Source organism: Gordonia sp. CPCC 205515 (assembly GCF_048537925.1).
Taxonomy (GTDB): Bacteria; Actinomycetota; Actinomycetes; order Mycobacteriales; family Mycobacteriaceae; genus Gordonia.
Map to the genome: position 1 here is coordinate 257767 of NZ_JBCLVJ010000004.1, position 14178 is coordinate 271944.

The following is a 14178-nucleotide window of genomic DNA, read 5'->3' on the forward strand; positions in this document are numbered from 1 at the left end:
AGCAGAAACACGGAGGACGTATGACCGACGCGGCTTCGGCGTCCTCAAAGGTTCGCCGTGCGTACGAGGACTTCCTGTCTGGCATCACCCCACCCGACGATTCGGTGCGGTCGGTGGTGCGTGACTCGTGGGCGCGCTCGGTCAAGCGGGGCATCAACCCTGGCGAGCCGAAACCCGAGGAAGTCGACTCGGGGATGTCGTCGGACGAGTTCACCAGCTACCGCGATCACCATCCGATCACCGCGGTACGCCCGCTCGTGCAGTCCCTCATGCTCGACGACATCGCCGACGCCGGTGTCGTGGTCGCGCTGACCGATCAGCAAGGACGTCTGCTGTGGGTGGAGGGGTCGACCGAAGCCCGCGACAAGGCCTCGCACATCAACTTCGTCGAGGGCTCGGTGTGGAGCGAGGACGTCGTCGGCACCAACGCGCCGGGGCTGGCCCTCGCGGTCGACCGGAGCGTGCAGGTGGTGGGGCCGGAGCATTTCGCCGGACCGGTGCAGGGCTGGAGTTGCGCGGCCGCTCCGGTCCACGACCCGGACGGTCACGTCATCGGGGTCATCGACGTCACCGGTGGCCGCGAGGTGGCCGCGCCGTTCGCGCTGGCCGCGGTCCGCTCGGTGGTCGCTGCCGTCGAACGCGAATTGCAGTCCAAGGCGGTTGATCTCGCCAATCCGGCGACCTTCGAGACGCCGGGCGGCGCGCGGCTGACCGTGCTGAGCGGCAACACCTATCGCTGGCGCCGTGAGGGCGATCCGACCGGGGAACGGACCCTGTCGCGGCGGCACGCAGAGATTTTGCTTTTGCTGCAGGCATTTCCGGAAGGACTCAACACCGAGCAACTCGCGCTGCAGCTCGCCGAGGACGGCGTCGACCCGGTCACCGTGCGCGCCGAGATATCGCGCCTGCGACGCGATCTCGGGCCCGACGTCGTGGAGTCGCGACCCTACCGACTAACGGTGGATCTGCGGTCGGATGTGTCGGAACTACGGCAAAAGATCGCTGCCGGAACCGATTTGGGTGCGGTGATCGACGCACTGGGCCGCGGCGGGCTGTTGGCCGAGTCGTCAGCGCCGGGAGTGGCGGAAATGTTCGAGGAGATCCGTGAGGATCTGCGGTCGCGGCTCATCGCCGAAGGCCGCGTCGACGTGCTGCGCAGGTGGACGTCGTCGGCGCACGGCCGCGACGACCTCGTCGCGTGGCGGCGCCTCGAGCATCGATTGCCGCCGGGGCATCCGGACCGGGCTGTCGTCGGTGGCCGAATTCGCTTGTTGGACAAGCGGTACGGGGTCTCGGGTTAGTTGCGCTGTGCCCGCACCACGACGTCGTGGGTGTGCGCACCGCCGCCGGCGGCCACGCCGCGCTCGCGGGTGTCGTTGGTGACGATGGTCCACTCGTCACCGAGCAGATCGGCGAAGTCGGTGGGCTGAAAATAGTCGTCGGGGTTGTACCCATGTGCGCGAACGCCTTCCGGCGCGTGCTGGACGACGAGCAGTGACCCACCCGGGCCAACCGCGTCGACGAGTTTGCGGACGGTCGTCGTGTCGTTGCGGTCGATGGGGAAGTACTGCAGCGACACCAGGCCGAAGTCGACGCCCGGAATGTCGTCGGCGGTGAGATCTGCTTGGAGCCAGGTGATCTCGGGTCGTGGATCGATCTCGCGGGCACGGTCGATGGCGACCTGGGAAATGTCGAGGGCGGTCACCTGCCAGCCGTGATCGGCGAGCCATCGAGCGTCGGCGCCCTCGCCGGAACCGACGTCCAGCGCGGTGCCGGCGGTCAGGCCCGATGCCTCGGCGATCAGCGCCGGGTTGACGTCGGCGGTCCATAGTCGGTCGGCGCTGCTATACCGCTGATCCCATTCGGCAGCGGAGTGGCCAGTGGGGCCGGTTGGTGTGTCGCTGTGCTCGTGACCCATGGGTCGACTGTAGTGGGTATCGGTTCACCCTTTTCTGAATACAGATTTTTCTGTACCGTCAGGGGGTGGAAACGCTGATGCACACCGACGCGTTGGCCCGGTTCGGCTATGCGCTCTCGGATGCGACCCGCACCCAGATCCTGCTGCGACTGCGACACGCGCCGAGCTATCCCGCCGACCTCGCCGAGGCGATCGGGGTGTCGCGACAGGTGCTCTCGAACCACCTGGCGTGCCTGCGCGGATGCGGACTGGTCGTCGCTGTGCCCGAGGGTCGACGGTCGCGCTACGACCTGGCGGACCCCCGGATCGGACACGCACTCGACGACCTCATCGGGCTGGTGCTCGCGGTGGACCCGGCATGCTGCCCGGACGCCGACGCACACGCCTGTTGCTGATGAGTACTCCGTTGGGCGTGCCCGCACCGGGGTTGTCCCTGGCGCGCAAGCAGTTGTTGGCGCGTCGAATCCGCTGGTTCGTGGCCGCCACCATCAGCTACAACGTCATCGAAGCACTGGTCGCGCTGACCGAGGGCACGCGGGTCTCCTCGACAGCGCTCGTCGGCTTCGGCCTGGATTCGGTGATCGAGGTGTCGTCGGCCGCCGCGGTGGCCTGGCAGTTCGCGGGGAGCGATCCGGAAGCGAGGGAGAAGACCGCCCTGCGCATCATCGCGTTCTCGTTCTTCGGCCTCGCCGCCTACGTCACCATCGACTCGGTACGCACCTTGCTGGGCGTCGGAGCGGAGGCTCGGCACTCGATCGTCGGAATCGCGCTCGCGACGGCGAGCCTCGCCGTGATGCCGGTGCTGTCGTGGGCGCAGCGGCGGGCCGGGCGGGAACTCGGGTCGCGGTCGGCGGTCGCCGACTCCAAACAGACCCTGCTGTGCACCTATCTGTCGGCCGTGCTGCTCATCGGGTTGCTCGTCAACTACTGGTGGGGCTGGTCGTGGGCCGACCCGATCGCCGGGCTGATGATTGCCGCCATCGCCGTGCGTGAAGGCACCGAGGCGTGGAGGGGGCGGCTGTGTTGCGCGCCGTCCGGGGCCGGGTCCGACGCCTGCTCCACTGCATGCGACGACGACGATTGCGACTGCTGCTGACGGTTGTCGGAGGGCCGCGCTAGGCTTCGCTCACATGTTCGATACAAGTGTGGGAGCGGCGTCGTGCGGATCGAGCGCAAGGAACGAACCGAGGCGACGATCCTGCATGCCGACCTCGACTCGTTCTACGCGTCGGTGGAACAGCGTGACAATCCCGAACTGCGCGGACGGCCCGTCATCGTCGGCGGCGGGGTGGTGCTGGCCGCCAGCTACGAGGCCAAGGCGTTCGGCGTGCGCACCCCCATGGGTGGACGAGACGCCCGAGCCCTGTGCCCCGAGGCGGTGGTCGTCCGGCCGCGCTTCGACGCCTATATGGACGCGAGCCGGCAGGTGTTCGAGATCTTTCACGACACCACCCCCATCGTCGAGGGCATTTCGGTCGACGAGGCGTTCATGGACGTGGGTGGACTGGGGCGGGTCAGCGGGTCGCCGGTGGAGATCGCCACGACGCTACGGGCACGTATCGCCACCGAGGTGGGCCTGCCGATCACGGTCGGTATCGCCTGCACCAAGTTCCTCGCCAAGGTCGCCAGTGCGGTCGGCAAACCCGACGGGCTGCTCGAGGTAGCGCCCGGCACCGAACTCGACTTCCTGCATCCGCTCTCGGTGCGCCGCCTCTGGGGCGTCGGTGCGGTCACCGAGGGCAAGCTCGCCGATGCCGGCATCTCCACCGTCGGGGAGCTTGCGAGTTTCGGCGAGCACGGGCTGTGTGGCCTGCTCGGACGCGGCTCCGGGCGGCATCTGTATGCACTGTCGATGGCGCGCGATCCGCGGCGGGTGGAGACCGGTCGTCGTCGCCGATCGATCGGATCCCAGCGGGCGCTGGGGCGTCGCCCCAAGACCGAGTCCGACCTCGAGGCCACCCTCGTCGCGATCGTGGACCGGCTCGGCAAGCGGCTGCGCGGCGCCGAACGTGTCTGTCGCACCGTGGTATTGCGCCTGCGGTTCGATGACTTCAGCCGCGCGACCCGATCTCGCTCGTTCTTGGAGTCCACCGATCGCACCGACATCATCATGGCCGTCTCCCGCGGTCTCCTCGACGACGCGCTGCCGCTCATCCGCGACCGCGGCTGCACCCTGATCGGGTTGTCGCTGACCAACCTCGACGACCACGACAACGTCCAACTCGCCCTGCCCTTCGACACCGACCACGCCGTCGAGCTCGACATCGCGATGGACCAACTGCGCGACCGATTCGGGCGGGACGCGGTCACCCGGGCGGTGCTGATCGGGCGTAATCACGGGGATGACGCGCCGATGTTGCCCGACTGAGGGCGGGGTTTCGTGCGTGCGCGAAATGCGCAAAACACGACTTATGAGCACAAGCGTGACTGTGACGTGGCTTACCCGAATAGTGCTCTTGTAACGGCCGGCATGGAACGCGATCCGCACTCCACGGTCGTCCCCACACGCAGAAATGAGCAGACAATGTTGGTAGCACTCGGCCTCGGTATGGTGGCCACCTTCATGTTCTTGATCATCACCAAGCGCGCGACGCCCGTCGTCGCGCTGATCCTGGTGCCGGTGGCGTTCGGACTCTTTGCCGGCGCCGGCCTCGACATCAGCGACATGATCAAGGACGGCATCAAAGAACTCGCGCCCACCGCGGCGATGCTGTTCTTCGCGATCATCTTCTTCGGGATCATGATCGACGTCGGATTATTCGATCCGATAGTCAGATTCGTGATCCGGATGGTCAAACAGGACCCGGCCCGACTCGTCGTCGGCACCGCGGTACTCGCGGCCGTCGTGTCCCTCGACGGCGACGGCTCGACCACCTTCATCATCACCACCGCGGCGTTGTTGCCGCTGTACCTCAAGCTCGGGGTGTCCCCGGTGGTGCTGACCGTCGTCGCCGGCCTGGCGAACGGCACGATGAACATCCTGCCGTGGGGCGGCCCGACCGCCCGCGCCGCCAGCGCGCTGAAGATCGAGACGAATGATGTGTTCCTGCCGATGGTTCCGGCGCTGATCGTCGCGATGATCGTGGTCCTGTTGTTCTCGCTGCACCTGGGCATCATGGAACGTCGTCGGATCGGCAAACTGGAGCTGAAGGAGTCCATCCTGATGCCGAGCGACGAGGTGCTCGTCGCGGCCGGCGGTGGTTCGGGCACCGGCACGAACGCGGGCGGCTCGCGCAGCTCCCGGTCCCTGAGCAGCCCGGGCGCGAAGCGACCGAGCGTCTCGAAGGGCGGATCTGCCGGAACGGGTTCGTCGGCAACAGGTTCCGACGACGACACCACCGATACCCGTGACCTGCACATCGAGGAATACAACGACGACGGCGAGACCACCTTCACCGGCGTGCTCGACCCCAACCGTAAAACCCTGCGCCCCAAGCTGTTCTGGGTCAACGCCGGTCTGACCGTCGCGCTGCTGGCCGTCCTCGGCATGGACATCGTCGCCATCCCGGTGCTGTTCATGATCGCCGCAGGCCTCGCCCTGGCCATCAACTTCCCGCACGTGAAGGATCAGCAGGAGGCCATCACCCGGCACTCGTCGAGCATCGTCTCGGTGGTCGCCATGGTTCTCGCCGCCGCGGTACTGACCGGTGTGTTCACCGGCACCGGCATGGTCGACGCGATCGCCCACTGGCTCGCCGACGGCATCCCCACCTGGATGGGTCCGCACATGGCCGTCGTCGTCGGCATCCTGTCGATCCCGCTGACCTTCCTGATGAGCAACGACGCCTTCTACTACGGAGTGCTGCCGGTGCTGTCGGAGACCGCGACCCGCTACGGCATCGATCCCGCCGAGATGGCCCGCGCATCGATCACCGGCCAGACCGTCCACATGCAGAGCCCGCTGGTGCCGGCAATCCTGCTGCTGGTCGCGCTTGCCGGGGTGAGCCTGGCCGACCACCACAAGAAGGTGCTGTGGCGCGCGACCCTGGTGTCACTGGCCATGCTGGTCACCGGCTGCCTCGTCGGGGCGATCCCGTTCTGACCTGATTGAACTGACTCACCGACGCCGGCGCCTAGGCTGATCGATATGCGATTGCGAACGCAGGTTCTTCTCCTGCAGCTCGTGGTGATCGCGATCAGCCTGGGCGTCGGTTTCGGCTTGGTGCTCTCCGGCGCCGACGACCGCGTCCGCGACGAATACGCGCAGCGGGCCCGGGCCATCGCGCAGTCGGTGGCCGCCGATCAACAGGTCCGCTCGGAAGTGGCCGCCCACCAGGGCCAGCAACTCGATCGTGCGGGGTTGGCCAACGGACCTCTGCAGGCGGAAGCCGTCGCCGTGCAACAGCGCACCGGCGCTCTGTTCGTCGTCATCGGAAACGACCTCGGCTTGCGCCTGGCCCACCCCGAGGTGGGTGAACTGGGCAAACGGGTATCCACCGATCCGTCGGTGGTGCTCGCCGGCTCAGAGGATGTCAACACGGACCGCGGCACCCTCGGCGAGTCGGTGCGCGCCAAGGTCCCGGTCTTCGACGACCAGCGACGGGTGGTCGGGTTCGTCAGTGTCGGGGTGTCGACCGAGAAGTTGGCATCGGAAACCCGTCGGGATGCAGTGGCCACGCTGCTCATCGCGCTCGCCGCGCTCGGTGTCGGAGCTGTCGGCTCGGTCCTGCTGGCACGCCGCTGGCGACGATTGACCCTCGGGCTCGAACCCGACGAACTCACCGAACTCGTCCGCGAGCAGGGTGCGGTGCTGCATTCGATGGCCGACGGGGTGCTCGCCGTCGACACCACAGGTGTGGTCCGCGTCGTCAACGACACCGCACGACGACTCCTCGACGTCACTGCACCGGTCGGCACGCCGGTCGACACTCTCGGCCTGAGCCCTCGCATCCGTGGCGTGCTCGACGTGCCCAACGACGTGCCGGTCGCCGCGACGGTCGGGGATCGGGTGGTTCTGCTGACCTCGCACCGGGTGGAGGCCGACGGCCGAGACCTGGGCATGGTGCTGTCGGTGATCGACCGCACCGACGTGGAACGCCTTACCCGAGAAGTCGATTCGATCAAGTCGATGAGTACCGCACTGCGCGCCCAGCGCCACGAGACGGCCAACCGGATGCACGTGCTCGCCGGACTGCTGCGGCACGGGCACACCGATGAAGCGATCTCCTACCTCGACGAACTCACCGGCGCCGGGACCCGCGGAGTGCGCCTCGACGGCCTCGACAACATCGCCGAACCCCACCTCCACGCCTTCCTCGACGCCAAGGCTGCGCACGCCCGCGAACGCGGCGTCACGCTGCGGCTCGGCGATCAGACGTGGGTGGCCGGGGCGCTTCGCGATCCGGTGGTCGCCACGACGGTGCTCGGCAACCTCGTCGACAACGCCATCGACGCGTCTGCGCCCGATCCCGCCGGCGTCGATCCGTCAGCCGCTGGAGCCGTGCCGGCGGTTGTCGAGGCCGAGTTGATCACCGACGGCGACACACTGCTGATCACCGTCGCCGACTCCGGACCCGGGATCGCGTTCGACGACCCGGAAGAGATCTTCGCCGAGGGAGCCACCACGAAGACCGATCCGACCGTGCCGGGCGGCCGCGGCATGGGTCTGGCGTTGGCACGACAGATCAGTCGACGTATCGGCGGGGACATCAGGGTCGCCGACCCCGGCGGCGAATCCGGTGGCGCAGTGCTGGTCGCGCAGTTGCCGGGCGTATTGGAGACGGAAGGTGTTCTGGGATGACCGATTTGGGTGTCTTGATCGTCGACGACGACTTCCGCGTCGCCAACCTGCACGCGGCCATCGTCGACGCCGTGCGGGGTTTTCGGGTGATTGCGCGGGCAGGCAGCATGGCGCAGGCGCGTCAGGCCGCGACCGATCACGCTGCGGCACTGGATCTCGCGTTGCTCGATGTCTACCTGCCGGACGGTTCCGGTATCGACCTGGTCAGCGAATTGCCTTGTGACGCCTTCATTGTCGGTGCCGAGACCGACGCGACCGCGGTCCGCACCGCGATGCGCGCCGGTGCCCTCGCCTACCTGATCAAACCGTTCGACGACACCGAACTCGCCCGCCGCCTCGCCGGGTACGCCCAATACCGCCGCGTGTTGGCCGCCGAGCACGTCGACCAGCACTCCGTCGACTCTGCGCTGTCCGCGTTGCGATTCGGCACCCGTGGCTCGGACCGACCCGAGGCCGGGTCGCAGACCGAGCAGCGCATCCTCGGATTGTTCGGCTCGCGGGAGGGCCCACTGTTCGCCGACGAGGTGTCGGCTGCCCTCGGTGTCTCCGCGGCCACGGCACGACGGCACCTGGCCAACCTGGTGTCGTCGGGAAAGCTGGCGATGTCGCTGCAATACGGCTCGACGGGGCGGCCGCGGCAGGAGTACCGGCTCAACCGGTGACTCGTCGACCGGGCGCCCACTCGGCGGGAAGGCAATAGATACCGACGGAACCTCGCAGCGGGTTGTTGACCGGGGTCTATGGTGTCTGCCATGACGATGAATGTGGACGCCACCAACCCGGATCTGGTCACCGTCGGGGTGCCGACCCACTGGTACAACCTCGCGGCCGAACTCGACACCCCGATCCCGCCGCATCTGCATCCCGGCACCAAGGAACCCGTCGGCCCCGAGGATCTTGCCGCACTGTTTCCTGCCGGACTGATCGCGCAGGAGGTGTCGACCGAGACCTACATCGAGATCCCCGAACCGGTCCGAGAGATCTACCGGATGTGGCGGCCGTCGCCGCTGATCCGTGCGCGTCGGTTCGAGGAGGCGCTGAACACCAAGGCGCACATCTACGTCAAGTACGAGGGCGTCAGCCCTGTCGGTAGCCACAAGACGAACTCGGCTGTTGCACAGGCCTATTACAACAGTGTCGACGGCGTACGTCGCCTGACCACCGAGACAGGCGCCGGGCAGTGGGGCAGCGCTCTCGCCTTCGCCGGCGCCCAGTTCGGAATCGACATCGAGGTGTGGCAGGTCCGTGCGTCCTACGACTCCAAGCCCTATCGCGGTCACCTGATCCGCACCTACGGCGGCACGCTGCACCCGTCGCCTTCGGATCTCACCGAGTCGGGCCGGGCGATGCTGGCGAAGGACCCGAACACCACCGGCAGCCTCGGGATGGCGGTCAGTGAGGCGGTCGAGGTCGCGGCCGGTGCCGAGGACACCCGGTACGCCCTCGGTAGCGTGCTGAATCACGTTGTGTTGCATCAGAGTGTGATCGGTCAGGAGGCGGTCGACCAGCTCAACGCGGTGGAGGCCAACGGTGCCGACGTCGTGTTCGGTTGCGCGGGCGGTGGTTCGAATCTCGGCGGACTCGCCTTTCCGTTCCTGCGGGAGAAGATCCACGGCCGGTCGAATCCGCGGATCGTCGCCGCCGAACCGGCGGCCTGCCCATCCATCACAGAGGGTGAGTACCGCTACGACCACGGCGACGTCGCCGGCCTGACCCCGCTGCTCAAGATGCACACGCTCGGCATGGATTTCGTGCCCGACCCGATCCACGCAGGCGGACTCCGCTATCACGGCATGGCACCCGCATTGAGCCACACCGTCGAACTCGGTCTGGTGCAGGGCGTTGCGATCTCGCAGCACGACGCGTTCTCGGCCGGTGTGCAGTTCGCACGGGCGCAGGGCATCGTGCCGGCACCCGAGTCGACACATGCCATCGCCGCGTGTGCGGCACACGTCGCCGACTCCGACAAGGAAGAGGTCGTGGTGATCGGCCTGTCCGGCCACGGTCAACTGGATCTGCCCGCGTACGCCGAGTTCCTCGACGGCAAGTTCTGAGTTCTCTGACATGCGCACAGCCGGGGTGGATCTCGCCGCATCACCCCGGCTGACCGCGGTCGCGGTGATTGAGTGGTCGGTGGATTCGGCGCGGCTGACCGACCTGGTGATGCCCGCCGACGACAGTCGGATTCATGAGTTACTGAGAACCGCGCCGACAGAGGCTTCCGAGGGGCAATGCCCCTCGGAATCGACCTACGGGACTGAACTTGGTCACGTCGACAGGGTAGGCATCGACGCACCCTTCGGCTGGCCCGACGCGTTCGTGAGTTTCGTTGTTGCGCAGCACCGTGGTGAGCTCGACACCGGTGGCGGGCTCGACAATATCGAGAACCGACGTCCCCTGGCCTATCGGCTCACCGATCGGGTGGTGGTCGACAAGGGTTGGGGTCGACCGCTGTCGGTGTCGGCAGATCAGATCGCGCATGTTGCCTTCCGCGCGGCCGGACTCATCGCCGATCTCGGGGTGCACGACCGGGTGAACGGGTGGACGGTCGAGGCGTATCCGGCGGCGGCGTTGAAACGGTGGGGGCTGACATCGCGTGGCTACAAGGGTGTGGCGAACCGGGCGCGGCTCGGCGAGTTGGTCGAGAGGTTGGGTGAGGCGGCGCCGTGGCTGGAACTCGGCGTTCATCGCGAGCGAATGATCCAGGATGACAATGCGTTTGATGCGGTGATCACGGCGCTCATCGCGCGGGCGGTGGCGTTGGGGAAGACGCATCTGCCCGAGCCGAACGATCTGGAGGTGGCTCGTCGGGAGGGATGGATTCATGTCCCGGTGTGCGAACTCGATGCGTTAGTGGTCGCGTAGATCCAGCCGCATCAGCACCCGCGGAAATCCCGCCAAGACCGACGTCGTATCCGCAGCATGATGAAACCCCGCCTCCTCGAACACCTTCCGCGTCCCGACGTAGGCCATGGTGAGGTCGACCTTCTCGCCCTGGTTGTCGACGGGATAGCCCTCGATCGCCGGTGCCCCGTTGTCGCGGGCGAACTCGACGGCCCCGGCCAGCAGCGGGTGCAGCAGGCCCTGCTTGCGGTGTCCGGGACGAATCCGCATGCACCACAACGACCAGACGTCCAGGTCGTCGACGTGGGGGATTCTGCGGTTGGTGGCGAAGGTGGTGTCACGCCGTGGGTGCACCCCGGCCCAGCCCACCACCTCGTCGCCGTCGTAGGCGAGCACACCCGGCGGGATCTTACGGCGGCACAGTTTCTGCACGTACTCGCCGCGTTCTTCGCGGGCGAGTTCCTGATTGAGCTTGTTGGGGATTCGGTAGCTCAGGCACCAGCACACGTTGGCGTCGGGGCGTTTCGGGCCGACCATGGTGCGGACATCGGCGAAGCGGGTGGCGGGGCGGATGGTGAGGGACACTGTTCCAGTGTGCGCTCGGTCCGCGTCAGACGGGGCCGCGCCCGTAGACGGTGCGGTACCAGATGGCGGTGAGAATCTCTATGGCGGTGTCGTCGTCGGGGCGATGGACGCCGGGGTCGCCGCCGCTGGCTATCCAGGCCCAGCAGGTGGACTCGAGCGTGGAGACCAGGGCGGCGGCCAGGGGTTCGAGGGGGAGGTCGATGCGGTAGCCGCTGCGGTCGGCGACCTCGAGGCCGTGCAGGACCTGCCGGATGCCGGAGGCACGGTTGTCGAACCAGCGCTGGCGGAAGGTGTCGTCGAGCATGGACATCTGGAACAGCCCGATGATCTCGGGCATGTACTTCTGGTAGTTCGTCCAGTACGCGGTGACCGCGGCCCGCACGGCGGCCTCCGGGTCGGTGGGCCGGTCGGACAGCGAGGCCTCGACGACGTCGGCGCTGAACTGCTCGAGCAACGCCTCGAGGAGTTGCTCCTTGCTGTCGTAATAGTTGTAGAAGGAACCCGTCGATCGTCCGGCCGCGGCCGCGATGTCGGAGATCTTGGTGTTGAGGAACCCCTTCTCGGCGAAGCACTGACGTGCGGCATCGAGAAATGCCGCCTCCGTCCGCCGGCCCTTGGTGGTGGGTGGCACGTGTTTCGCTCCGCTCTGTCGCTGACTCGCATCCGTGTCGTGAATTATGCATCCTCGCCGGACCGATCCCGGTATTGTCATTTTCTGAACCTGAATCTAACATCAGAAAAACACGTGCAAGGTCTGTTCGCCTACAACCCGCATCATGTTGCTCGAGGAGCGCACCACCATGGAGTCATTCATCCAACACCGCAAGGGGCGCACCCCGCGGCAGATCCATCGGGATGTCGAGGATCTCAAGGACGACGAACTCGGCCGGTACGGATTCACCGGTCGCACCGCGCACCTGTATCGCCGCAACGACCCGACGCAGTATCGGGCCGTCGGTGATCTCGCCGGCCTCGACCGCATGACACCCGATCTGACGCCGACCGACCAGATCGACCCGGCCGGTGAACCGCTGTTGATGTTCTACAACGACGACTGCCGCATCCTGCTCAGCCGCCGCGGCGAGGTCGCCCCGTTCTACACGCGCAACGTCGACGGCGACGAACTCATCTTCGTCCACGCCGGCAACGGCTACTTCGAGACCGAGTTCGGCAGATTGCCCTACCGCGCCGGCGATTACGTCTACCTCCCGAAGGGCACGACCTACCGGCAGATCCCCGACGGTCCCTGCTTCTTCCTGATCATCGAGGCCGTCGAGGAGTTCCGAGTGCCCGACGCGGGTGTGCTGGGCCGGTTCTTCCCGTTCGACTCGTCGTTGGTGGTGGTGCCCGAGGCCGAGGTATTCCCCGACGACGGCCGCGAGGAGTACGAAGTCCGGTTCCGGCAGCGCGACGGCAAGACGTCGATCTTCTACCCATTCAACCCACTTGACGTCGAGGGCTGGCGGGGCGACAACTTCGCGTTCGCCTTCAATCTCGAGGACTACGACGTGATCACCTCGGAGACAGTGCATCTCCCGCCGACCGTGCACCTGTTCATGCAGGCGACCGGCGTGTACGTGATGAACTTCCTGCCCCGTCCCGCCGAAACCCGGGAGGGTGCCGAACGGCCACCGTGGTACCACCGCAACATCGACTTCGACGAGATCGCCTTCTTCCACGGCGGCAGCATATTTGGTGTCGACATGCCGCCCGGTCTCATTTCGCATGCCCCACAAGGCATTCACCACGGTCTGCCGGAACGTGCCCGGGAACGTGCACGTCGTCGTTTCGACAAAGACCAGCGAGTCGAATGGCAGGTCATCTCCATCGACACCCGCAAACGGCTGATCGCCACCCCCGCCATGTCCGCATCGACTCCGGTCGAGGTTGCCGAAGAGGTTCAGGTGTGAGTGACACCAGGTTCGACTACGACCGCATCCCCTATCTCGTCGTCTTCGACGACACCTCCGCCTACCGCGACACCTACGGCGGTGTCACCGAGAGCGTGGTGCTCGAGAGTTATCTGTTGCAGCCCAAGGGCGTCAAGGCCGACACCGTGATCATCTTCATGCATCCGATCGGCGGTGGCGCCTACCTGCCGATGACCACCGCCCTCGCGCGGGCCGGACACCACGTCATCTACTGCAACAGCCGCTACCGCGGAGTCGACAGCGCGCTGATCATGGAGAAGGTCGTCCAAGATCTCGGCGCATGCGTGAAGGATGCGCGAGAACGACTGGGCTACAGCAACGTTGTGCTCGCCGGCTGGAGTGGTGGTGGCGCGCTGAGCCTCTTCTATCAGCAGCAGGCGCAGCATGCGACGATCACTCGAACCCCGGCCGGCGAATATCCGGACCTCACCGAGCTCGATCTGCCCGCGGCCGACGGCATGATGCTCCTCGCTGCGCATGTCAGCCGCCACGGCACGCTGACCGAGTGGATGGACCCGTCGATCCTCGACGAGAACGACCCGTCCAAGCGCGATCCGGAACTCGACATCTACAACCCCAACAACCCGAATCAGGCCCCGTACACGCCTGAGTTCCTCGAGCGGTACCGGGCGGCGCAGATCGATCGCAACCGACGGATCACCGCGTGGGTCAAGGACCAACTGGAGGACCTGCGCAACAGCGGAGAGCCGTTGATGGAGCGCGGGTTCATCGTGCACAGAACCATGGCCGATCCGCGCTGGCTCGACCTCACACTCGACCCCAACGACCGGAAACTCGGGTGTTACCTGGGGGATCCGCGGATCGTCAACATGGGGCCGGTCGGGCTCGCGCGGTTCACCACACTGCGGAGCTGGCTGTCGCAGTGGAGCTACGACGAGGCCAACGGCGACGGCCCGCGGTGCGCCGCGGATCTCGAGATCCCGACGCTGGTGATCGGCAACTCCGCCGACAACGCGTGCACCCCGAGTCACACGCAACGTCTGTTCGACGCTGTTGGCCACCACGACAAGACGATGCGCACCATCGACGGCGCGACCCATTATTATGCTGGGCGCGAGCAGATTCCGTACCTCAAGCAGGCCGTCGGCACCATCACCGAGTGGATGGGGGAGCGGTCGTGGACGGCGTAGGGGTCGACG

At 66.7% G+C, this 14178-nt stretch carries 14 protein-coding genes; 11 read left to right on the top strand and 3 right to left on the bottom strand.

Annotated features, from left to right (window positions below; all coding sequences use genetic code 11):
* Positions 1 to 20: 20 nt before the first annotated feature.
* Positions 21 to 1301 carry a GAF domain-containing protein gene (locus tag AAFP30_RS06415; protein ID WP_419229037.1) on the top strand — a complete coding sequence of 427 codons (1281 nt, stop codon included), beginning with the start codon at positions 21 to 23 and terminating at the stop codon, positions 1299 to 1301.
* Here the strand turns inward: AAFP30_RS06415 and AAFP30_RS06420 are convergent.
* Entirely contained in the window at positions 1298 to 1918 is a 621-nt protein-coding gene (locus tag AAFP30_RS06420; RefSeq protein WP_419229038.1) for a class I SAM-dependent methyltransferase, read from the bottom strand. The genes AAFP30_RS06415 and AAFP30_RS06420 overlap by 4 nt on opposite strands.
* Positions 1919 to 1983: 65 nt before the next feature.
* Here AAFP30_RS06420 and AAFP30_RS06425 point away from each other — a divergent pair, with 65 nt between their 5' ends.
* From AAFP30_RS06425 to AAFP30_RS06460, 8 genes are all read left to right on the top strand, one after another.
* A complete protein-coding gene (locus AAFP30_RS06425) occupies positions 1984 to 2313 on the top strand; it encodes an ArsR/SmtB family transcription factor (protein WP_419229039.1) in 330 nt (109 codons plus the stop codon).
* On the top strand, positions 2313 to 3014 hold the full coding sequence (locus AAFP30_RS06430) for a cation transporter (RefSeq protein WP_419229040.1): 702 nt from the start codon (positions 2313 to 2315) through the stop codon (positions 3012 to 3014). The genes AAFP30_RS06425 and AAFP30_RS06430 overlap by 1 nt, the downstream gene beginning before the upstream one ends.
* A 63-nt stretch (positions 3015 to 3077) precedes the next feature.
* Positions 3078 to 4286: a DNA polymerase IV gene (gene dinB, locus AAFP30_RS06435; protein ID WP_419229041.1), complete on the top strand. Its 1209-nt coding sequence runs from the start codon at positions 3078 to 3080 to the stop codon at positions 4284 to 4286.
* 156 nt (positions 4287 to 4442) lie between these two features.
* Positions 4443 to 5960: a CitMHS family transporter gene (locus AAFP30_RS06440; RefSeq protein ID WP_419229042.1), complete on the top strand. Its 1518-nt coding sequence runs from the start codon at positions 4443 to 4445 to the stop codon at positions 5958 to 5960.
* 45 nt (positions 5961 to 6005) lie between these two features.
* Positions 6006 to 7658 (top strand): ATP-binding protein, encoded by a 1653-nt coding sequence (locus AAFP30_RS06445; protein ID WP_419229043.1) that lies wholly within the window; start codon positions 6006 to 6008, stop codon positions 7656 to 7658.
* The gene (locus AAFP30_RS06450) at positions 7655 to 8320 is read left to right on the top strand and encodes a response regulator (RefSeq protein ID WP_419229044.1); all 666 of its coding nucleotides are present in this window, start codon (positions 7655 to 7657) and stop codon (positions 8318 to 8320) included. Before AAFP30_RS06445 ends, AAFP30_RS06450 begins: the two co-directional genes overlap by 4 nt.
* Before the next feature lie 90 nt (positions 8321 to 8410).
* Positions 8411 to 9712 carry a TrpB-like pyridoxal phosphate-dependent enzyme gene (locus AAFP30_RS06455; RefSeq protein ID WP_419229045.1) on the top strand — a complete coding sequence of 434 codons (1302 nt, stop codon included), beginning with the start codon at positions 8411 to 8413 and terminating at the stop codon, positions 9710 to 9712.
* 10 nt (positions 9713 to 9722) lie between these two features.
* Positions 9723 to 10523 (top strand): DUF429 domain-containing protein, encoded by an 801-nt coding sequence (locus tag AAFP30_RS06460; protein ID WP_419229046.1) that lies wholly within the window; start codon positions 9723 to 9725, stop codon positions 10521 to 10523.
* Here AAFP30_RS06460 and AAFP30_RS06465 read toward each other — a convergent pair.
* The gene (locus AAFP30_RS06465) at positions 10509 to 11039 is read right to left on the bottom strand and encodes a GNAT family N-acetyltransferase (RefSeq protein ID WP_419229214.1); all 531 of its coding nucleotides are present in this window, start codon (positions 11037 to 11039) and stop codon (positions 10509 to 10511) included. The two genes, AAFP30_RS06460 and AAFP30_RS06465, sit on opposite strands and share 15 nt — an antisense overlap.
* 73 nt (positions 11040 to 11112) lie before the next feature.
* Positions 11113 to 11718, bottom strand: a complete 606-nt coding sequence (locus tag AAFP30_RS06470) for a TetR/AcrR family transcriptional regulator (protein ID WP_419229047.1) — start codon at positions 11716 to 11718, stop codon at positions 11113 to 11115.
* Positions 11719 to 11887: 169 nt separating this feature from the next.
* On the opposite strand from AAFP30_RS06470, the gene AAFP30_RS06475 reads away from it, so the two are divergent.
* A complete protein-coding gene (locus AAFP30_RS06475; RefSeq protein ID WP_419229215.1) occupies positions 11888 to 12997 on the top strand; it encodes a homogentisate 1,2-dioxygenase in 1110 nt (369 codons plus the stop codon).
* A complete protein-coding gene (locus AAFP30_RS06480; RefSeq protein ID WP_419229048.1) occupies positions 12994 to 14169 on the top strand; it encodes an alpha/beta hydrolase in 1176 nt (391 codons plus the stop codon). Before AAFP30_RS06475 ends, AAFP30_RS06480 begins: the two co-directional genes overlap by 4 nt.
* Positions 14170 to 14178: the final 9 nt, after the last annotated feature.